Origin of the sequence: Arthrobacter sp. JUb115, from assembly GCF_004365035.1 — a bacterium.
GTDB lineage: Bacteria > Actinomycetota > Actinomycetes > Actinomycetales > Micrococcaceae > Glutamicibacter.
The window spans coordinates 1-20219 of the sequence record NZ_SOBS01000003.1 but is presented as its reverse complement, the minus strand read 5'-3'; the positions used below and the strand labels follow the sequence as shown (position 1 = coordinate 20219).

16 protein-coding genes are annotated in these 20219 nt (G+C 61.1%); 6 read left to right on the top strand and 10 right to left on the bottom strand.

The annotated features are described in order from the left end of the window. Positions 1-21 precede the first annotated feature (21 nt). The 3 genes from EDF61_RS05565 to EDF61_RS05555 form a co-directional block, all read right to left on the bottom strand. Positions 22-1452, bottom strand: coding sequence for an APC family permease (locus EDF61_RS05565; RefSeq protein ID WP_133833525.1), 1431 nt, complete (start codon positions 1450-1452; stop codon positions 22-24). 113 nt (positions 1453-1565) lie between these two features. Further along, positions 1566-2489, bottom strand: a complete 924-nt coding sequence (locus EDF61_RS05560; protein ID WP_166650707.1) for an AraC-like ligand-binding domain-containing protein — start codon at positions 2487-2489, stop codon at positions 1566-1568. Positions 2490-2593: 104 nt separating this feature from the next. After that, the gene (locus EDF61_RS05555) at positions 2594-3187 is read right to left on the bottom strand and encodes a TetR/AcrR family transcriptional regulator (protein ID WP_133833523.1); all 594 of its coding nucleotides are present in this window, start codon (positions 3185-3187) and stop codon (positions 2594-2596) included. A 130-nt stretch (positions 3188-3317) separates the two neighbouring features. Here EDF61_RS05555 and EDF61_RS05550 point away from each other — a divergent pair, with 130 nt between their 5' ends. From EDF61_RS05550 to EDF61_RS05530, 5 genes are all read left to right on the top strand, one after another. After that, the gene (locus tag EDF61_RS05550; protein ID WP_133833522.1) at positions 3318-5240 is read left to right on the top strand and encodes a primary-amine oxidase; all 1923 of its coding nucleotides are present in this window, start codon (positions 3318-3320) and stop codon (positions 5238-5240) included. After that, entirely contained in the window at positions 5224-5664 is a 441-nt protein-coding gene (locus EDF61_RS05545) for a hypothetical protein (protein WP_133833521.1), read from the top strand. Before EDF61_RS05550 ends, EDF61_RS05545 begins: the two co-directional genes overlap by 17 nt. A 276-nt stretch (positions 5665-5940) precedes the next feature. After that, positions 5941-7386 (top strand): NAD(P)/FAD-dependent oxidoreductase, encoded by a 1446-nt coding sequence (locus tag EDF61_RS05540; RefSeq protein WP_133833520.1) that lies wholly within the window; start codon positions 5941-5943, stop codon positions 7384-7386. Continuing rightward, complete coding sequence (locus EDF61_RS05535) at positions 7386-7754, top strand: cupin domain-containing protein (RefSeq protein ID WP_133833519.1); 369 nt, start codon at positions 7386-7388, stop codon at positions 7752-7754. The genes EDF61_RS05540 and EDF61_RS05535 overlap by 1 nt, the downstream gene beginning before the upstream one ends. 20 nt (positions 7755-7774) lie before the next feature. Then, positions 7775-9265: a gamma-aminobutyraldehyde dehydrogenase gene (locus EDF61_RS05530; protein ID WP_133833518.1), complete on the top strand. Its 1491-nt coding sequence runs from the start codon at positions 7775-7777 to the stop codon at positions 9263-9265. 10 nt (positions 9266-9275) lie between these two features. On the opposite strand, the gene EDF61_RS05525 is transcribed toward EDF61_RS05530, so the two are convergent. The 3 genes from EDF61_RS05525 to EDF61_RS05515 all read right to left on the bottom strand — a co-directional run bounded on the left by EDF61_RS05525 (position 9276) and on the right by EDF61_RS05515 (position 12893). Next, a complete protein-coding gene (locus EDF61_RS05525; protein WP_133833517.1) occupies positions 9276-10394 on the bottom strand; it encodes a CDP-glycerol glycerophosphotransferase family protein in 1119 nt (372 codons plus the stop codon). Between the two features lie 19 nt (positions 10395-10413). Beyond that, positions 10414-11571, bottom strand: coding sequence for a metal ABC transporter solute-binding protein, Zn/Mn family (locus EDF61_RS05520; RefSeq protein WP_166650706.1), 1158 nt, complete (start codon positions 11569-11571; stop codon positions 10414-10416). A 68-nt stretch (positions 11572-11639) separates the two neighbouring features. Further along, a complete protein-coding gene (locus tag EDF61_RS05515) occupies positions 11640-12893 on the bottom strand; it encodes a YibE/F family protein (RefSeq protein WP_105657068.1) in 1254 nt (417 codons plus the stop codon). A 259-nt stretch (positions 12894-13152) separates the two neighbouring features. Here EDF61_RS05515 and EDF61_RS05510 point away from each other — a divergent pair, with 259 nt between their 5' ends. Then, positions 13153-14220: a CPBP family intramembrane glutamic endopeptidase gene (locus EDF61_RS05510; RefSeq protein WP_166650705.1), complete on the top strand. Its 1068-nt coding sequence runs from the start codon at positions 13153-13155 to the stop codon at positions 14218-14220. A 74-nt stretch (positions 14221-14294) separates the two neighbouring features. Here the strand turns inward: EDF61_RS05510 and EDF61_RS05505 are convergent, their stop codons facing one another. The 4 genes from EDF61_RS05505 to EDF61_RS05490 all read right to left on the bottom strand — a co-directional run bounded on the left by EDF61_RS05505 (position 14295) and on the right by EDF61_RS05490 (position 19915). After that, positions 14295-15425 carry a baeRF2 domain-containing protein gene (locus EDF61_RS05505; RefSeq protein ID WP_286134138.1) on the bottom strand — a complete coding sequence of 377 codons (1131 nt, stop codon included), beginning with the start codon at positions 15423-15425 and terminating at the stop codon, positions 14295-14297. Between the two features lie 140 nt (positions 15426-15565). Then, a complete protein-coding gene (locus EDF61_RS05500) occupies positions 15566-16675 on the bottom strand; it encodes an oxidoreductase (RefSeq protein WP_133833515.1) in 1110 nt (369 codons plus the stop codon). A 58-nt stretch (positions 16676-16733) separates the two neighbouring features. Further along, entirely contained in the window at positions 16734-18089 is a 1356-nt protein-coding gene (gene mgtE / locus EDF61_RS05495) for a magnesium transporter (RefSeq protein ID WP_133833514.1), read from the bottom strand. Positions 18090-18505: 416 nt separating this feature from the next. Then, the gene (locus tag EDF61_RS05490) at positions 18506-19915 is read right to left on the bottom strand and encodes an L-serine ammonia-lyase (RefSeq protein WP_105657073.1); all 1410 of its coding nucleotides are present in this window, start codon (positions 19913-19915) and stop codon (positions 18506-18508) included. Positions 19916-20219: the final 304 nt, after the last annotated feature.

Here is a 20219-nt window from a genome sequence, read left to right as displayed (position 1 = left end):
GAGCTCCTTGGTACTGAGTTGTTAGGTGACGGGAAGTTTTTCGGCCATCGGTGCACGCCGTTTGGACGAGCGGATGACCAGTGCCAGCACCCATGCGATGAGGCCAGGCAGGATCACGATGCCTTGCAGCACATAACCGAGCATTCCCGGTTCTGCCATGCCAAGCAAGATTTCGAAGTTGATGACGATTTGGGCGAAGACATAGACCAGGGCGATGCCCGAGACCAGCGGAGCGATCACCCGGGTTATCAGGGATTCTCCGCTGCGGTTCGCCTTGAAGTATCCGATGACGGCAAAAGAGGTCAGTGCCATGAGCAGCACCAGCCCGTAGGCCGCCGAGTTGGTCATCCAGGTGAACATCGTGAACACGACATACATCGGATCCTTGCCATGCGAGATCACCGCGAAGACGGCGATAACCGCCAGTCCGAGGGTGGACTGCGCCAGCGAGCCTGCAACGGGGGCGTGGGTGGTGCGCGAAGTTGCGGCAAGGAACTTCGGCAGCGCCCCGCCGCGGCCCATGGAGTAGAAGTAGCGGGCAATGACGTTGTGGAAGGCCAGCAGCGCGGCGAACAGGCTGGTGATGAACAGGATGTTGGCCAGATCGACGAACCAGGCTGGCGCGTTGGCGCCGAAGAACGCGAAAATCAGGTCGGGGCCGAATTGTGCCGAAGCGCCGATGACGTTCGAGGCGCCTTCGCCGACAGCTACGGCGAAGGCCGAAAACGCGTAGAAGCAGGCGATGATGACGACCGCGATCATCGTGGCACGCCGGGCGGTGCGTGCTGGATCCTTGACCTCTTCGTTGTAGATGGTTCCGGATTCGAAGCCCATGAAAGCGGCGATGGTGAAGGCCATGACGGCGCCCATGCCCGGTGCGATGGCGTCAGCCATGTTGAAGGATGCGGCCGGCTGCGGCGCTTCGGGAGCCAGCACGAAGGCCATGATGTTGTAGATGATGACCACGAGGAATTCTGCGGCCACGACGATGCCCAGGATCTTGACGGAGAAGTCGACCCGGTTCATGCCCAGGAAGCCGACAACTGCCCACGCGGCCAGGGCCATGGCCCACCATGGGATGGCGGTGCCGAAGGAGGCATTGGCAAAGGATGCCGCGGCGAATCCGAACATGCCGTAGATGCCGATCTGCATGAGGTTGTAGCTGACCAGGGCGACCATTGCCGCTCCCACGCCCAATGCCCGTCCCAGCCCCTGGGCAATGTAGGCGTAGAAGGCGCCGGCGTTCGGGATGTAGCGGCTCATCGCGGTGTAGCCGATGCTGAAAACCAGCAGGATGGCACCGACCATGAGGAAGGACAACGGCACGGATTCCATGCCGGTCACCGCGTAGTTGGTAGTCACGCCGCCAGCCACGGCGGTTAGCGGTGCGCTGGCGGCAATGATCATCACGACCAGAGCCGGCACCGTCAGTGTGCGTTGTTCGAGTCCCATTCGATCCCCCATTTGCCGAGTGCTTGGATATCAGCATCGCCCAAGTGCTCGGGCTTGTCCTTGGCATTGAGTGCAGGACCATTGGCTCCGCGTGCACAAGAGTGTCCTGCGCCTCAGCCGGCGCAGCGGTATTTGCCCGGGGTGGAACCGAATTCCTTGGAGAACATGCGGCTGAATCCGGCCGCATCGGCAATCCCGACCCGGGACCCGATGGCTTGGACGGGCAGTTCGGCCAGCAGCGGGTCGCGCAGCAGGCGCGCGGCCTCGCGCATCCGCAGATGGCGGATCAATGCGGCAACACTGAGCGGCTGGTTCTCGAAAAGCGCGTGCAGGCTGCGCACGGACATGAAGTGGGCGGCAGCGATGCGTGCAGGTCCCAGGTCGGGATCATCCAGGTGTGCGCCGATGTAGCTGGTGGCCAATTCGCGCTGCCGCTCCTTGGCATCGCCATGGCACTCGGCGCCAAGCGCCCCGCCCAGGGCAGTTGCCAGCAGGTCCACGGTATTGCGCGCCAGCTGGTAGCCGCCGAATTCATCCCATTGGGACAGATTGGCGCCAAGATGGCGCAGCAGCGGGGCGACGGTTCCCGATAGCGGGTGGGTTTGCCTCAGGGCGACGGCGGTGAGCTGGCCGACCTGTTGCTGGGACAGGCGGAACAGACCATGGGGAACCAATGCGACGAGCACCGACGCCGGCTTTTCAAAGGCCAGGGTGTAGGGGCGCTGCGTGTCATAGATCGCCAGGTCCCCTGGGGCCAGCAGGGTCTCGCGACCGTCTTGGATCAGCAGCCCGTAGCCATCGAGCTGGTAGGAGACCTTGTAGAAATCCCCGTCGCCGCTGGAGGTGAGGTTCTCGGTTCGTTGCACTGCGTGGGGTTTGGCATGTATGCGCATCAAACCGATATCGCCGAGCATATTGGCACCCAGTGTGGCGGTGAAATGGCCGCTGGAAATCTGCTCGCATTGCAGCCTGACGAAGGCGTCGGAAATGAGCCGCGACCACGCGGTGAACGAATCGACGTGCTGAAGTTGGTACATGCTTGCCTCCCCATTGAAGCCCATCAACTGTGTCGGGCATCACGAATGAGAGTACGCCGAGCGAAGCGAAAAGTCACTATTTTCTTCGCGCGGAGAATATCCGCCTAGCTCTGGGGGTGCAGGCGGCGCAAGGCATCCAGGCGGTATTGCAGCTGCGCTTCGAGCGACTCGGCGGTGTTGACAGCTTCATCGAGCACGCTGCTGGCCTGAGCGCCCATCAGGAAATTGATCATCGAGTCGCGGGCAACACGCGCCGCGGGATGTTCCGGACCCAGCAGCTGTCCAAGCCATTGGTCGATGAGCTCGCGCCACCGGTCCATAGTTTGCGCATTGACCGCAGCCAGCGCACGGTCCCCGAGGGCCAGATGCCAGAAGTGCACAGCAATGCGGGCTTCATTGCGCCGCAGCTCATCAAGCGGGAGCACTTCGCGCGCGAACGCCTCCAGCGCACCCAGCCCGGCTTGCCCCTGGCACATGCGGGCGATGCGCCGGTCGGTAGCCTCGGCCACGTAGCGGAACGTGGCAACCAGCAGCGAATCGCGCGTCGGGAAGTAGGGCTTGAAGGCGCCATTTGAATAGCCGGCCGCGGCCGCCAAATCACGCAGATTCAGCTTCTCGATGCCTTCGCGGGCAATGAACCTCCAAGTGACTTCGACAATCTCCCGGCGACGCTGATCATGGTCCACGATTTTCGGCATGGTTCAAGATTAGCGAAAAACAATTTATTTCAAGCAAGGGCTTGCGTCACATTGACCCCGTCCGTATTCTCTACAACTAGAGAATAATAAATGCCGCAGATCACACTTCAGTGCCGAAGGAGCCACTCCCATGCCAATCACCACCACCACGGATTTCACCCTGCTCAGCGAAGCAGAGATTGCCACCGCCAAGGAATTGCTGGTCAGCCACCAGCTTTTCACCGAGAACACCCGCATCGCCTACATGGGCCTGGAAGATCCACGCGCTGACCGCCCCGGACGTTTTGTCCGCGTCATGCTCATGGACAAGCTGGCCAACTCACCCAAGGACGTCGTCCTGGACTTGGGCGCGCAGGCCGTGCACTCCCGAATCGACCTGGATCCGGCCAAGGTGGGGCAGATGCCCGTGCTGCTGGAGGAATTCGAAATGGTGGAGGCCATCCTGATTGCCGATCCGCAGTGGGCGGCCGCTCTGGCCAAGCGCAATCTGACGCCAGAACAGGTGCGCGTTGCCCCGCTCTCCGCAGGTGTCTACGAGGACGAGTACCCGCAAGAAGCCGGGCGCCGCATCCTGCGCGGCCTGGCCTTCCGCCAGGATTTCGCCGAAGACTCCGCCTGGGCCCATCCCGTTGATGGACTGGTGGTTTACATTGACACCATCGCCGGAAAGATCGACCAGCTGCTGGACCTGGAAGTCATCCCTGTGCCCGAAACCCACGGCAACTACACGGATCCGGAACTCACTGGCCCGGTGCGCACCACCCAGAAGCCCATCGAGATCACCCAGCCTGAGGGCGCCAGCTTCACGGTCAGCGCAGGCAACCACGTCGAGTGGGAGAAATGGTCGCTGGATATCGGTTTCGACATGCGCGAAGGGCTGGTGCTCTACAACATCGCCTTCAACGATCGGGGCACCGAACGCCGCATCCTGGATCGTGCGTCCATCGCGGAAATGGTAGTCCCCTACGGGGACCCTTCCCCGGTGCGCAGCTGGCAGAACTACTTCGACACCGGCGAGTACCTGATCGGGCGCCTGGCCAACTCGCTGGAGCTGGGCTGCGACTGCCTGGGCGAAATCCACTACATCTCCCCTGTGGTCACCGACGCAGATGGCAATGCGCAGAAGATCACCAACGGCATCTGCATGCACGAGGAAGACGCCTCGATCCTCTCCAAGCACGCCGATGACTGGTCAGGCGTGAAGTACACGCGCCGCAACCGCCGCCTGGTGATCAGCTTCTTCACTACCGTGGGCAACTACGACTACGGCTTCTACTGGTACCTGTACCTGGACGGCACCATCGAATTCGAGGCCAAGGCCACCGGCATCGTGTTCACCTCGGCCATGCTCGACGAGCGCTACTCCTCGGAAATGGCGCCTGGCCTGGGCGCGCCCTTCCACCAGCACATCTTCGGCGCCCGGCTGGACTTCGCCCTGGACGGCGGACCCAGCCGCGTCATCGAAGAAGAAGCCGTGCGCCTGCCCATCAGCAAGGAGAACCCCCGGGGCAACGCCTTCACCCGCAGCCACACGGTGCTGGCTACCGAGAAGCAGGCGGTACGCGATAGCAATCCGACCGCCGGCCGCACTTGGGTGGTGACCAACCCGGATTCGAAGAACTACCTCGGCAAGCCGGTGGGCTACAAGCTGATGTCCCAGGGTCTGCCGACCCTGCTGGCCGCCGAAGGATCCTCCATCCATCGTCGCGCAGAATTCGCCTCCAAGGCCCTGTGGGTGACCAAGCGGGAGGACGGCCACCGCTATCCAACCGGTGACTTCGTGAACCAGAACCCGGGCGTTGACGGCATTGGCTCGTGGATCGAGGATGACAAGAACATCGACGGCGAGCAGATCAGCCTGTGGCACACCTTCGCGTTGACCCACTTCCCGCGGACTGAGGACTGGCCGATGATGCCTGTGGACACCGTTGGCTTCACCATCCGTCCCGAGGGCTTCTTCGACCGCTCCCCTGTCCTTGATGTTCCAGCCCCCATCCAGCACGGCTGCTGCGCCACCAAGGAATCAGACGGTTGCTGTGGCAGCGGCGACTAGCCACGCGGCCAGGGTGCCGGCCGGACACATTGCCCTGGGAGCCGCTTCGCTGGGCCTGGCCGCAACCCACCTGCTGGTTCTGGCACTGATGCCGCACTCCTTGTGGTGGAACCTGGCATTGCTTGCCATGACCTTGTGGTGCATCAAATGCTCCTGGTGCGTGCTGCGCGGCGGTTCTCCCCTGCGCCTGCTGGTGATGAGCGCGCTCATGGGCACCTCCCATGTGGCGATGGTGATCGGCATGCCGTGGTTTGGCGGCCATCACGCGTCCCACGCTGCGCATGGCGCCGGGCATGCACCGGTGATGCTGGGAGTTGCGGCCGCCGAATTCCTCCTGATGTTCGGCGCGGCTTGGCTCAGCCGCCATTTCCCGGGACGGGCGCATCAATTCACTAGCGGCAAACCGGTCGCGGTTCCCGCATGACCAGGCCCGGTCTTCGAAGCAGTGCTTTGCTGTTTCGAAGGCCGGGTTTCGGCTTGGCTTCGGGACCTTGACAACCCCGAGCGGCGCAGGCTTAGATGAGTAATGAATCACATTCAATTTGTATTCATCTTTCCGAGAAGAGGGATAGCCTTGGCCGCCGATTGGCACTCAACTGGCATCCCCGGTGCCCAGCAGACGGCAAAGCCGCACGGACCACTGGTCGTTCCCCTGCCTCGATAGCGCCTGCCGAACCCGCTACCTTCGAGGAAAGAACCAATGAACAGCACCAATGACCTGACTTTTGACAGGCATGAAGCCGAAGTCTCCCCCACCCTGATCTCCCGAGCATTGGCCGGCGCCAAGCGCACCAGCTACTGGCTGGATCATGAGCACCGCCCCGCACCCCACCCGGCGCTGCATGGCTCACTCACCACCGACTTGCTGATTATCGGCGGCGGCTACACCGGATTGTGGACCGCGCTCCAAGCCAAGGAGCAGAACCCCGGCCGAAGGGTCGTACTGATCGAGGGCCAGCGCTTGGGCTGGGCTGCTTCCGGGCGCAATGGCGGCTTCTGCGAAGCCTCCCTGGTCCATGGCGAGGCCAACGGAGAAAACCATCTGCCCAAGGAAAATGCGCTGCTTGCGGAGCTCGGCAGGAAGAACCTCGACGAGTTCGAAGCGACGGTGCGCCGCTATGCAATGGACGTGGACTTCGTCCGCGAGGGCGCGCTCAGCGTGGCCACCGAACAGCATCAGATTGCGTGGGTGGCCGAGGAAGCTGAGGCACCGGGTGTCGACTACCTCGATGCCGGCGCGGTAAGGCAACTGATCAATTCGCCAGACTTCTTGGCCGGCGCCCGTGACCATGACTCAACCGCGCTGGTCCACCCCGCCAAGCTGGTCTGGGAACTTGCCCGCGTCTGCAGCGAGCTAGGCGTCGAGTTCTACGAGCATACCCACGCCGTGGAGATGAACAATGCCGGCACGCAGGTCCAGGTGCTGACCGCCGACGGGCAGATCACCGCCAAGCATGTGGCCCTGGCAACCAATGTTTTCCCGTCTCTGCTCAAGCGCCACCGCTCCCGAATTGTGCCGGTATACGACTACGCGCTGATGACTGAGCCGCTCACTGCGCAGCAGCGCGCGGCCATCGGCTGGGAGAACATGGTGGGCTTGGCCGACCTGAACAACCGGTTCCACTATGCCCGCCCAACCATCGACGCCGAAGGGAACTTCCGCATTCTCTACGGCGGCTACGACGCGGTCTACCACTTCGGGGGCAAGGTCCGCTCCAGCTACGACACCAACCAGCAGACCTTCGAGAAGCTCGCCGCGCATTTCTTCGGCAGCTTCCCGGACCTCTCACAGGTGAAGTTCTCTCATGCGTGGGGTGGCGCCATTGATACCTGCTCCCGCTTCTTCTCCTTCTTCGATCTGGCCTACGGCGGCAAGGTCGCCTACTGTGCAGGCTTCACCGGCCTCGGTGTCGGCGCTACCCGTTTCGGTGCAAGGGTCATGCTGGATCTGCTCTCGGGCCAGAAGACCGAGCTGACCGAATTGGAACTGGTGCGTACCAAGCCGATCCCATTCCCGCCGGAACCTGCCGCATGGGTGGGCGTGAACCTGATGACAAGCCAGCTGGTCAAGGCCGATCGCAATCGAGGCGAGCGCTCGGCCTTCTTGAAGCTGATGGATAAGATCGGAATGGGGTTCGATTCCTGATGCCTGGAAGAATACTTCAAGCCGGCATCGTCCAAGCCGATGCCCTTGAGGTCAAGCATGTTGCCATCGGCGACGAGCAGGTGGTCGCCGGTCAGGCATCCGCAACCGCAGGCTACCGCGAGCTGGGCACCCTCGGGGATGCAGAAATCGGCGTCTGGGAGATGTCCCGCGGCGCCATGCAGGATATTGAAGCGGACGAGTACTTCGTGGTGCTTGCCGGGTGCGCGACGGTGCAGATTCTGGAAACCGAAGGTTTCGGTGCCCAAGAACTGGTGCTGGTTCCAGGCAGCGTTGTCCGGCTCCATGCGGGCATGAGAACCCGTTGGATCGTCACCGAAACCCTGCGCAAGATCTATATCACCCTCTGAATCCCCCTAGGAGAATTCACATGGCCTACTACGATAGTTCCCTTGGACACCAGTTCATCAATGGCCAGCAGGTCCGCGGGCACGGCCCGGTGCTGGAGCGCGCGAATCCAGCCACCGGAAAGAAGCTGCTGGACGTGGATACCGCGACCGGCGAGCAGGTTGACCAGGCGGTGCAGGCGGCCGCCGGTGCCTTCAAGACCTGGTCCCGGCTGACCCCGGGCGAACGGGCCGACCACCTGCTGGCATTCGCTCGCGAACTGGAAAAGCATGCCGATGAAATCGCCGCCCTGGAAACCGCTCAGACCGGCAAGAGCATCCGCATGTCGACCCAATTCGATGTGCCCGGTTCCATCGACAACGTGAATTTCTTTGCTGGCGCTGCACGCAATTTGCAGGGATTGGCCGCCGGGGACTACGCGGGCAACACCACCTCGATGGTTCGCCGTGAAGCTATCGGCGTGATCGGTTCGATCAGCCCGTGGAACTACCCGCTGCAGATGGCTGCGTGGAAGGTCCTGCCAGCGATTGCCGCCGGCAACACGATTGTACTCAAGCCCAGCGAGCTGACCCCGGGCACCTCGGTACTCTTTGCCCGGGCCGCCAAGGATGCCGGGTTGCCGGACGGCGTGATCAACATTGTCGTTGGCGACGGGCCCAGCGTTGGCTCGCCCTTGGTGCGCCACAAGCTGGTGAAGATGACATCGTTCACCGGTTCGACCGCCGTGGGCCTGAAGATCATGTCCATGGCGGCCGAGACCGGTACCCGGGTTCATCTTGAACTCGGCGGCAAGGCGCCGATGGTGGTCTTCGATGATGCCGATATCGAAGCTGCCGCACATGGTGCGGTGGCCGGCTCGACGATCAATTCCGGACAGGATTGCACCGCCGCCACGCGCGCGTACGTGCATTCCTCGGTCTTCGAGAAGTTCACCAGCAAGGTGGCCGAACTGATGGAGGCCATGGTGGTGGGAGATCCGACCGATCCCGATACCGACATGGGTTCGATGATCAGCGAAGCCCACCTGCAGAAGGTTTCCTCGATGGTTGAGCGTGCCAAGGATGCCGGAGCAACGGTGCTTGCCGGAGGCAAGCAGCTTCCGGGCGATGGCTGGTTCTACCGTCCTACCCTGGTGGTGGGAGCTGCGCAGGATTCAGAGATCGTGCAGCAGGAAGTCTTCGGTCCGGTCCTGGCGGCGTTGGCATTCGATACCGATGACGAAGCCATCGAATTGGCCAACGACACCCCGTATGGCCTGGCGGCGAGCGCATGGACCAAGAACGTTGACCGCGCGATGCGTGCCAGCGCCGAAATCCAGGCCGGTTGCGTGTGGATCAACGAGCATATCCTGATCGTTTCCGACATGCCGCATGGAGGCTACAAGGCTTCGGGGATGGGCAAGGACATGAGCCAGTATTCCTTCGATGAGTACACCAATGTCAAGCACGTAATGATCTCCCATGATCCCGCCGCCCATCGCGAATGGCAGGATACGGTCTTCAAGCAGCGCTAGGCCCAGAAGGCTAGAGGCTCGAAAGCAGCTGGCTCAGCTTCCTCGTAGCCACCCCGGGTTCTGTGGTGGCAAAGAAGTACTGTGCCAGCTGTTTTTGCGCCCCGGCAACCGAGGATGCGGCAAGATCCGCAACCCGCTGCGCCAGTCCGTTGGCGTTGCCCAGCCGCTGGTCCAATGGCAACCCTGAATGGAGCTTGCTTTGGGGGTCTCCGGCCAGCAGCAGCGGGATGTTGAGCGCTACCGCGTCATAGGCCATCGCCGAGGTGTCGCAGATGGCCACATCCGCCCACACCAAGGACTGCGCCGCGTCGCTGAGCGCATCCACGGTGGCAGCGTAGTTGCTTTTCAGGCTTACCACGGCCTTCTTTGCCTCTGCGGACACATCACCGGTCTTCGGATGAGGACGGAAACGTACTTCGAAACGCTCATCGTTGCTCAGCTGGGCCAGAATTCTCTCGCCCAAAGTAGCCACCGAGGAGTACGCCATGGCTTGCGAGTCGCCCTCCCAAGTCGGTGCGTAGAGAACCCGGATCTTCTCCGAAGGGCCGGGCAATTCCAGTTCATCGAGCTGCGGGCGTCCGATCTGCACCAGATGCGATGGGTCGAAACGGGAGATGTTCTCGGTGATGCGCTCTACCGCGGCAGCACCAGCCACGCAGGCGAAATCGTAGGCCTTGAGCTGGTTGGAGACCATGGAGGCCTTTTCGCTCTCACCGTGGTTCAAGTGAATATGCGCCGGTCCGTTGAAGCGCAGCATCGTGAAGTTCCGCTGGGCGTTGTTCACGTAATTGATGGATTTGGTATTCCACTCGCTCAGCTTATTCTCGATCTGCTCCATGGAACGCGAGAACAATATCGGCAGGTTCGACTCTGCCAGCGCGTGTCGTGCGCTTAATGCGTCCATGAGCACCACGCCGACGTTGAGACCCTGGGCAGCCAGTCGCTCGAAGGTACCCAGCCAGACTCCGAGCTGGTAGAACTGCCCGGGCCCCTCGGCGAAGAAAAGCACATGGTCGGCTTGCTCGATTCCCCGGTCCGAGTGAGCGATCTCCGCTCGAACAGACCGCTCCGCAATGAGGGAGCGTGCTTTACCTGTCGCTTGCGTTATCTGGGAAGAGAACAATGCCATGCATTTAGTTTACGTAGGTTTAGCCGTTGATTGCGGAAGCCAAGTCGGAAATGTTGGATTCCATCCATTCGAGGTAGCTGGAATCATCCTGAATGGTTTCTGCAAAGTCGACTACAGGTACCTGTCCCCGCTCAGCGTTCTTCTTCAGCGCCTTGGTTTCGCTGCCTTCGGTCTGCACGTTGTAGGCAAGCATGTCAGCGTCGCCAGCAACGAGCTTGTCTTCAGCCTTCTTCATGGTCATCGGCGCAATGCCCTCGCCCTCTTCGATGGCTTCGCTCAGCCCTTCAGGAGTGGTGTTCTCCATGCCGGCTGCTTCCAGCAAGTGGAATGGAACCGGCTCGGTCATCATGAAGCTCTTGCCATCCAGCTTGGCGGTTTCGAGCTGGGCTTCGAGTTTCCCGATCCCTTCGTTGAAGGCTGCTGCGTTCTGCTTGTACTGATCCGCGTTGGCGGTATCGGCCTTGGCGAAGGACTCGGCCAGTGCATCAGCAAGTTCACCCATGGAATCCAGGTCGTACCAGATGTGCTCGTTGTAGCCCGCGTGGTCGTGGCCCTCATGGCCGCCCTCTTCAGCGTGCTGCGCATGCTCCTCGGCGCTTTCGCCCTCATGGCCGCCCTCATCAGCGTGCTGCGCATGCTCCTCAGCGCTTTCGCCCTCATGGCCGCCCTCATCAGCGTGCTGCGCATGCTCCTCGACGCTTTCGCCCTCATGGCCGCCCTCATCAGCGTGCTGCGCATGCTCCTCGGCACTTTCGCCCTCATGCCCGGCCTCTTCGGATTCCGCAGCTACCGGCGAGGAGTCCACAGCGTGCATGAGCGTGATCTCTCCAGACTTGCCTTCCGGTAGCGAAGAAACGAGAGAGTCCATGAATTGGTCATATCCGCCACCATTGGCAAGGACCAGGTCCGCGCTGGATATCGCAAGCTTGTCGCGTGCGGTTGGCTCATAGGAGTGCGGATCCTGTGCGGCCGAAGTGATGATCTCGCTGACCTCCACGCTATCTCCACCAATGGCACGGGCGATCTGTCCGTAGACGTTCGTCGTGGCCACTACGCTGATCCCTGCAGATTCCGCGTCCTTCGATTCGCTTCCCGTGGCGCTACCGCATCCGGCAAGGATCAGTCCGGCAGCGGGCAGGGCGACGGCAGCTGCGAGCAGCGAGCGGTAGTTCTTCATGGTGGTCTCCATCTAAATCGGATCGCTATTGAGAACTATTCTACATTACATATGAGAATGGTTCGCACCTAGGAGTCGGAGGTTACACTCTGCAAAGCCCGCTTGCCGTGGGCACCACCGGTGCCGGTAGCTTTCACCACCATCACTGCAATGGCGGTGGTTACCGGGATCGCCAATACCAATCCGATGGAACCAATCAGGATTCGGATGACCTCTTCAGCCATGGCGCCGGAGCCGAGGGTGACCCCGAAACTCTGGTTGCTCAGCGCCGCAATGGCCAGCACCGGCAGGGCCGCACCGGCGTAGGCGAAGGCGATGGTGTATACGGTCGAAGCGATATGGTCCCGGCCGATGCGCATGCCGCGGAAGAACAGTTCCCTGGCCGAGGCCTTGGGCGTGCTCTCTGCCAGTTCCCAGACGGTTGCCGACTGGGTAATTGTCACGTCATTGAGCACACCCATGCCGCCAACCAGCACGCCGCAGATCAGCAAGCCGGGCAGGGAAATTTGCGGGGCCACCGTCGATAGGGTGATTGCCGATTCATCGTTGGCTCCAGTCAAAGCGGCCGCATCGGTCAACCAAAGCACCATCGCCGCGGTCACCGCCAGGCCAAAGAGCGTTCCCAGCAGCGCTGTGGATGTTTTCGCGTTCAGCCCATGGGCGAAATACAACGCGACAAACATGATGGCGGTAGAACCGGTGAGTCCCACCAGGACCGGATTGCCGCCTTCAAGCAAGGCCGGAACCATGAAGATGATCATGAAGGCGATGCCACCGACCAAGCCGATCATCGCCCGCGTGCCGCGCCATCCGGCGACCAGCACCACGACCACGCCATAGGCGATGGCCAGCAGTGCCATGGGCAAAGTGCGCACGAAGTCAACGAATACGTACGGGCTGCCGCTGGTGGTGTCCACCGCGGAGAGATCAAGGTATCGAATGCTGTCGCCCGCGCGCGCATCACGTGATTGCAGCATTTCCGGTGGGATTTCCAATTGGATCTCCGCGCCTCCGGATTCGGGCATCACGTAGGTGACTTGGCATTCGAGAACCTTGCCACCAACTTCTTCCAACCCCTGGGAAGACGGGCAGTCCTGGACTGTGCTGCGCGTGACAGTGCCCACTTCCATCGTTGCGCCACCGGTAGTGTCCATGGCTCCGTTCAGGGCAAACTTGTCGTAGTTGCCTTGCGGCCACAACAAGATGACCATGACCAGGGCCAGGGCGCCGATAGGCGCAAGCAGCGCCCATAAGATGATCGAGGCACGCCGCCGGCGCCGGGGATCCTGCAAAATCGGTTCGTCATGGTGATGATGGCCCACGTGGTGCTGCTCCAAATCAAAGAAGGCGAATCGTTCTTTCCCAGTGTAAGAGCTAGCCCATTGGAGTTTGCCTTGGATGCCGACCGCGTTGCGAAGAGCTGGTCCTGGATATTCAAAAGGATGACCCGATAAATCCTCCGTAAGGTTCATACCTTCAAACACTGCGGAACGGGAGAATTGAGCCATGAGCTTGCCAATGAACCAGCCACCCTTGCCGCAAGGCGCCGAGGTTGAGATGAACTATTCGTTCCATCGCCTAATGAGACGCAGTGAGAACTACCGCTGGTGGAGGCCGCTGGCGTTCACCGGCATCGGCATTGGCTTCTACGGCGCGGCATTGCTCATCGCCATACTGGCGATGTTCATTGCACTGATCATGAACCCGCTGACGTGGGCTGCGGAGAATCCAGATGAGGCTCCCGATCAGTTCCTCATGGATCCAACCCTGAACATGGCCACGGCAACGGACTTCTCGATGACCATGGTCTCCCTGATCATCATGATCCCGGCGGTCTACCTCGCCTACTTGCTCATCGGACCCAAGCCTGTCGGCTTGCTGATATCGGTCGCCGGCAAATTGCGCTGGCGCTGGTTCGGCCTGGTGTTGGGTGCCAGCGCCATCTTGTTCGCAGTGTATTTCGGGCTGAGTTTCGGGTTGGGCGCCTTGGGCATTGGCGAGTCCGAACCCGTGCCGGCGAGCAGCCTGCCGGCCGATCCGCTGTTCTATGCCCTGCTGGTGATCCTCTTGACGCCCTTCCAGTGCGCAGCTGAAGAGCTTGTTTTCCGTGGCGCGTTCATGCAGGTCATCGGCAGCTGGCTGAAGCATCCACTGTTCGCCATCCTGCTTCCAGTTCCCTTCTTCACCATCGGCCATCTCTACGATGTCTGGGGGCTTCTCGATGTGGCGGCGTTCGCTATCGCGGCAGGCTATCTGACCTGGCGCACCGGTGGCCTTGAAGCAGCGATGGCGATGCACATCATCAACAACACCTTCTTGTTCCTGCTCGGTGCAATGGGCGTAGTTGATCTGAACGCCACGGAATCCAACCCGGTCTCGCTGGTCTTCTCGGTGTGCTTCATGGCCCTATTGACCTTCGTGCTGGTGAAGCTGGCAGACAGGCAAGGCATTGCGCGTACGGCAGGCCCGATTCCAGCAGCAGAGCGCCGTCCGATGCTGCAGCCTTGGCAGATGAACCAGCCACCGGTTCACCCTAGCCAGGCCTACTGGGCTCCTCCGGCCTACCAGCCTGGACAGCAGCAGAACTCCGATCACGGTTCAGATGTTTCCCCACCGGCTCCCCCGGCAGCCGGCCCGTCAGATCGCTAGGCACCAGATAGCTGGAACGCAAAAAACGATCCGCGCAGGATTTCCTGTGCGGATCGTTTCTTCTAATGAACTGTTCAGGATTTGGCCCAGCGCAGCAAGGCTGCGATTCCTGCACCGCCAGGAATCACCGAATCCGGTACATAGCGAATGCTGGCATCGGTCAGCGCAGTGGCCCGCAGGAGCACTTCTGGCGCCGGCCATTCCCCGACGACCAACTCTGCATGGTCATCTCCGTCCTGATGGGCAATCCATGGTTCGGCGCTCAAGGCGCGAAGGGTATGCTCGCTTTGGTACTGTCCAACCAGCACCATTTCGGCTTGCGCCGATTGGAGCGCAGTGACAACTTCATCGAGACCGACAGCAAGCTGCGCTTTGCCGTTGCCGGACTGCGCAGCGATCTTCGATTCCAATTCAGCCAGGGACTTGGCTTTCACTTCCTCTACAAGCTTGGTGATTTGGGCATCGACTTGCTTGGTGTCCGCACCCCCGGTGCGCGTATGCGAGTCGATGACTTCTACATAGTCCTTGAGCGCCACGGGTACTGCCCCGAGCACTAGTTCACGAGCCTTGATGTCGCCCGAAAGAATGATCAGGCGGACGTAGTTCTCGTTGGACATTTCACTGATCAGCTCGGCAACTTCGTCAGCGTTTCGACGAGCCATCTCATCGGCGGCGGCCTGCGCCTTGGGCTGGTCGTATTCCCCGGGCACCTTGCGTGCATGGTGGATTTCCTCGGGCAACCCGACGATGCCACGGCTGCCCAGGCGTTCAGGTGACGCCGTATTGTAGAGGTGCACCTCGCCTCCGTCCTTGCTGACTTCAGCTACGAGGTAGGAGAACGATCCGCCACGGGCGCGGGCCAGCGCCGTGAAGTTCGGGAACGGACCCACATCAACCGATGAAGTTTGGACCTTGAGGCCTGGGATGACTTCGTTCAGGACGATTTCGCCGTCATGAACAGCTACGAACCGTGCTACTGGTGCTCGCAGTCCCTGGGCTGGCTCCAGTGCGCCGATCAGTGCTTGGACATCGCTGGGCTGCGCCTGCTGGCTCTTGAGCAGCTTGGCTACCTCGTCCGGAAGCCGGTCTGCTGCTTCCTGGGCGGCAGTGGTTCCCAACGATGCATCCACGAGAGCTGTGCTCCACGAGCCGTTTCTCCGATAGAGCGAAGCGTCGATTCCATTAGAATCCGCGCGTAGTGCCATGCTGACTCCCTTCCGCACGCGACCCTTGGCCGCGGTGCGACTAGATCCGTGGCACTAACCTAACATCACTATTCAGTGGCTGGAAGAGGTAACCAGAAACTATGTCGTTGTTTGGATGAAATCAGCATGGCAACTTGCGTTTACCAGCGGCCGCGCCAGTATTGGGCGGGGAATGCCATCGGTGCACCCAATTCCTGCGCCGAACGGTTAGCCCACTGCGGATCGCCCAGGGCAGCGCGCCCAACGCAGACGCCGTCCGCTTGCCCGGTCACGACGATCTGCTCTGCCTGCATCGGCTCGGTGATGACGCCGACCGCGGTAACGAAGGCATCCTGGGGCAGCGCTTCCTTCACTGCCTGAGCCAACGGCACTTGGTAGCCCGGACCAGACGGTCCGTTGAACTTGCCAATTCCTGCACTGGAGAGGTCGAAGTGGCGCACACCGTAGCCGTAGAGTTCCTTGGCGATCCGAACGGTGTCAGCAATGCTCCATCCATCGTCCACCCAGTCTTCTCCGGAGAAGCGAATGCCCAGGGCCTTGTTTTCCGGCCACACGGCAGCCACTGCCTCGATGACTTCACGCAGGTATCGAGTGCGATTCTCGAAACGGCCACCGTATTCGTCGGTGCGCTTATTGGTCAGCGGCGACAGGAATTGGTGCACCAGGTAGCCGTGCGCGGCATGGATCTGGATCAGGTCGAATCCGGCCGCGTCGGCACGCTTGGCCGCATCAGCCCAGTCCTGCACCGATGCCTGGATCTGTTCCACGCTCATCGCGGTAGCTGGCTTCAGCCCGTAGAGCTCGCTGGGCGAGGAAGTGAAGGTTTCCCAGCCGCCATCGTCCGCGCTGATGCTGCCGGATTTTCCAGCGTCTTCAAGATCCTTGAGCCAGCCATAGGTCGATGCCTTGGCTCCGGCGTGCGCCAGCTGCACGCCGGCGGCTGCCCCATGGGAGCGGATATATTGGGCAATCTGTTTCCAGGCTTCGGCCTGCTCGTCATTCCACAGGCCGGTATCGCGATCGGAGATCCTGCCTTCAGCTGCCACCGCAGTTGCTTCGGCGATCACCAAGGAGTATCCGCCATGGGCCATGGAACCCAGGTGAGCCAAGTGCCAGGTCGTTGGAACGCCGTCGCGTTTTTCCACGGAATACTGGCACATCGGCGGAAGCACGACGCGGTTGCGAAGCTTCAGGCCTTCTCCGCTTCTGGCCGGGACGGTAAATTCAGTAAAGAGCTTGCTATGAGGCATACCTGTTACGACACTGGGGTGCGCGAATTTATTCCGCGCACCCCAGTGCAGCTGCTGGCTATCCAAGAATCAGCACGGCCACCGACAGGTAGACGATCAGCCCGGCGGCATCCACGAAGGTTGAAATGAAGGGGTTGGAAAATACCGCAGGATCAACCTTGAAGAATTTTCCGATGATCGGCATCACCCCGCCGACAGCGGCAGCAATGCTGCACAGTGCCACCAGGCTGATGCCTATCACCAAACCTATGCGCAGTTCGAAAATGCTCCCGGCCACCACCAGCGCTATGGCGCCCAGGCACAGTCCCAGGACCGCTCCGATTCGCACCTCGCGCATCAGCACCCGCCAGAAGTCGCTTCCCCGCACATCCCCCATGGCCAGCGCACGGGTGACAGTGGTCGCCGCCTGGTTGCCGGTGTTCCCGCCAATGCCCACGATCAAGGGGATGAACAAGCTGAGCACCACCATCGACTCCAGTGTCTGCTCGAAACTGGACAGCACCTTGACCGTCAAGGTCGCGCCGATAGCCAGGACCAGCAGCCAGATGACGCGTGCCTTTACCAGGTGGCGCAATGGCGTCCCCAGGTAAGGGCGGAAGAGCGGATCCGTTCCGGAGCCGTACGCGGAGCGGCGCTCTTCGGCATCCTCGAGGATCCCGATCGCCATGGGCAAGGTCAGCACTCCCAGCAGGCGATCTTCCCGATCAAGCACCGGGAGCATCCCTGCCTTCCGATCCACCACCGCCCGTGCCGCGCTCGTCTCCGGCTCGCAAGCCTGGACGACCGGACTCTGGGTGCACAGTTCTCCGATCGTTGTCCCGGCCGGCTCGGTGAGCAGCTCGCTGAGCTTGATGGTGCCAAGCAGCCGGCGTTCATCATCGATCACCAGGATGAGCTGCGCGTTCTCGCAGTTCCCGAGGCGTGCGCTGATGCGTTCCAGGGTTTCGGCCACAGACAGCTGTGGGTGGGTGGCGATGAAATCCGGGGACATCGCCCTGCCGGCGCTTGATTCCGGATAGCCCAGCAGGATTCCGGTTTCCTGGCGCTTGGCCTTCGGCAGCCCTGCCAGCAGTTTCGTGGCCACGATCGCTGGCAGTTCATCGAGCAGCGCTACCCGTCCCGCGGCGGGGAGTTGGGCGAAGGCATCGATGACGGTCTGCGACTGCAGCGCCCGCACCAGGTCGGCTTGCACCGGGGCGTCGAGTTCCTGGAAGACCAGTACCGCGGCTTGCTTGTCCAGCAGCCGGTAGGCCAGGGCAGCCTCGGTGGCATCCAGTGCTTCGAGGTGCTCAATGGTCTGGGCGATGTGCAGACCGCCCAGCAGCCCTGCCGCGAGCTGGAATTCTGCGTGATTGAGATGGGAGCGCAAGGCTCGCGAAATAGTAGAGAAGTCTACCTTTTCTGGAGAAAACATGATTTTGGTCCAAATGGTTCATTTGGCGCGTGAATGCAAGCCTGCCAGCAACTTCTCACCGCTTGATCACCCCATGAATACAGGGAGATAAATCAGTCAGTATTTGCGTGCAGGACCAGGCGCCGGTGACATGTACAAGAGTCACGAACTCGTTGGGATCCCATGGCAGGATGCTGCCAGATTCGGCTGATTCGGCTACGAGCGTCCGGGTGAGTTCGTGTGCATAGATCGACTAGAACTGTCTTCCACGACACTCACCTCCTCGAAACTGGTTTGCGCTAGCGCGCATTGGGCCTAGTCCCAGTTCTATCAGCTATGGCTTGGAATTGCCGGACTTGGGGGCCAAGATCACATTTAAAAAGTTCGGGAGACCTGCAGTGCAGGCCTCCCGAACTGGGTCATGCGTTACTGGGAAATCAGCATTCCACCACGTTGACGGCCAGGCCGCCCATCGCAGTTTCCTTGTACTTGTCGCTCATGTCCTTGCCGGTTTCGCGCATGGTGATAATGACTTCATCCAAGGTGACGTGGTGTTCGCCGTCGCCCATCAGCGCCATCTTCGCCGCGTTCACTGCCTTGGAAGCAGCGATGGCGTTGCGTTCGATGCAAGGGATCTGGACCAGTCCGCCGATCGGGTCGCAGGTCAGGCCAAGGTTGTGTTCCATGGCGATTTCCGCTGCGTTCTCTACCTGTGCTGGTGTGCCGCCAAGGATTTCGGCCAGGCCGCCAGCAGCCATCGATGATGCTGAACCGACTTCGCCCTGGCAGCCGACCTCGGCGCCGGAGATCGATGCCTGCTCCTTGTACAGCACGCCCACGGCACCGGCGGTGAGCAGGAAGCGTACGACAGCGTCGTGCTTTTCCTCCTCATTCCAGTACTTTGCGCCCGGTGCGTAGTGGGTGGCGTAGAACAGCACGGCTGGGATGATGCCCGCTGCGCCGTTGGTCGGAGCGGTGACCACGCGTCCGCCGGAGGCGTTCTCCTCATTGACGGCCAGAGCAACGAGGTTGATCCATTCCTGCCAGTAGACCGGATCCCGGTCCTTGTCTTCCTTGCGCAGGCGTTCATGCCATTCCGGCGCACGGCGGCGAACTTTCAGGCCGCCTGGCAGCACTCCGGTGCGTTCCAGCGCGGAATCCTTGCAGTCTTCCATCACTTCGTAGATGTGGACCAAGCCGTTGCGGATCTCGTCGCGGGACCGGTAGGCCATTTCGTTGGCCATCATGATGTCGGCAATGGACAGGCCGGTTTCCTTCACATGTTCCAGCAGCTTGGCTGCCGTGGTGAATGGATAGGGCTGCTTGTTCAGCTTCTCTTCGAGGTTCTTCTCGATGCGGTCTTCGGCGCCTTCGCGCACGATGAAGCCGCCGCCTACGGAGAAGAAGGTCTCGTTGGCGATTTCGTTGCCGTCAGCGTCGAGGGCAATGAACTTCACGCCGTTGGTGTGGCGCGGCAGTACGGTGAGCGGATGCTGGATCATGTCTTCGACCTTGTAGTTCAGGTCCTTGCGCTGATCCAGCTGTTCGGCCAGGTGGAGGATTCCAGTGGCTTCCATGTCCGCCAGGCGGTCATCGACCTGTGATGGCAGCACGGTTTCAGGTTCGAAGCCTTCAAGCCCCAGCATGATGGCAGTGAAGGTGCCGTGGCCGCGTCCGGTAGCGGCCAGGGATCCGTAGACATCAACACGGATATTTTCCAGTGCGTCCAGTTGGCCTTCTCGGATTACTTGGGCAATGAATGCGTGTGCTGCACGCATTGGTCCCACGGTATGGCTGGAAGACGGTCCGATGCCAACCGAGAAAAGATCGAATACGCTAACCGCCATAGCGGGTCACATCCTTAGAACTTGGGTAATCCGAGAGCTTCTGCCCCGGATCTGTGGAGTGTGGTTCCAGAGGCTTGCGGCCACCGCACGTATCGTGCAGCGCCTGGACCTCTGGATGTTGAAAGACCGCGGGCCCGAAAAGCGAGTATTTCCACCTTCCGGGCCCACATCCTAATCAGATGATGCTACTCGGAAACCTTAGCCAGTTCCGGGTACAGCGGGTGGGCCGCGGCAAGCTTCAGAACACGATCCTTCAGCTCCGGCAACACCGCCGCATTACCCTCAGCACCAGCAATCAACGCCT

Excerpts from the sequence above, each read along its gene's own strand:
- EDF61_RS05565 (WP_133833525.1), bottom strand. The coding sequence starts at position 1,452 with ATGGGACTCGAACAACGCACACTGACGGTGCCGGCTCTGGTCGTGATG.
- EDF61_RS05560 (WP_166650707.1), bottom strand. The coding sequence starts at position 2,489 with ATGTACCAACTTCAGCACGTCGATTCGTTCACCGCGTGGTCGCGGCTC.
- EDF61_RS05555 (WP_133833523.1), bottom strand. The coding sequence starts at position 3,187 with ATGCCGAAAATCGTGGACCATGATCAGCGTCGCCGGGAGATTGTCGAA.
- EDF61_RS05550 (WP_133833522.1), top strand. The coding sequence starts at position 3,318 with ATGCCAATCACCACCACCACGGATTTCACCCTGCTCAGCGAAGCAGAG.
- EDF61_RS05540 (WP_133833520.1), top strand. The coding sequence starts at position 5,941 with ATGAACAGCACCAATGACCTGACTTTTGACAGGCATGAAGCCGAAGTC.
- EDF61_RS05535 (WP_133833519.1), top strand. The coding sequence starts at position 7,386 with ATGCCTGGAAGAATACTTCAAGCCGGCATCGTCCAAGCCGATGCCCTT.
- EDF61_RS05530 (WP_133833518.1), top strand. The coding sequence starts at position 7,775 with ATGGCCTACTACGATAGTTCCCTTGGACACCAGTTCATCAATGGCCAG.
- EDF61_RS05525 (WP_133833517.1), bottom strand. The coding sequence starts at position 10,394 with ATGGCATTGTTCTCTTCCCAGATAACGCAAGCGACAGGTAAAGCACGC.
- EDF61_RS05520 (WP_166650706.1), bottom strand. The coding sequence starts at position 11,571 with ATGAAGAACTACCGCTCGCTGCTCGCAGCTGCCGTCGCCCTGCCCGCT.
- EDF61_RS05510 (WP_166650705.1), top strand. The coding sequence starts at position 13,153 with ATGAGACGCAGTGAGAACTACCGCTGGTGGAGGCCGCTGGCGTTCACC.
- EDF61_RS05505 (WP_286134138.1), bottom strand. The coding sequence starts at position 15,425 with ATGGCACTACGCGCGGATTCTAATGGAATCGACGCTTCGCTCTATCGG.
- EDF61_RS05500 (WP_133833515.1), bottom strand. The coding sequence starts at position 16,675 with ATGCCTCATAGCAAGCTCTTTACTGAATTTACCGTCCCGGCCAGAAGC.
- mgtE (WP_133833514.1), bottom strand. The coding sequence starts at position 18,089 with ATGTTTTCTCCAGAAAAGGTAGACTTCTCTACTATTTCGCGAGCCTTG.
- EDF61_RS05490 (WP_105657073.1), bottom strand. The coding sequence starts at position 19,915 with ATGGCGGTTAGCGTATTCGATCTTTTCTCGGTTGGCATCGGACCGTCT.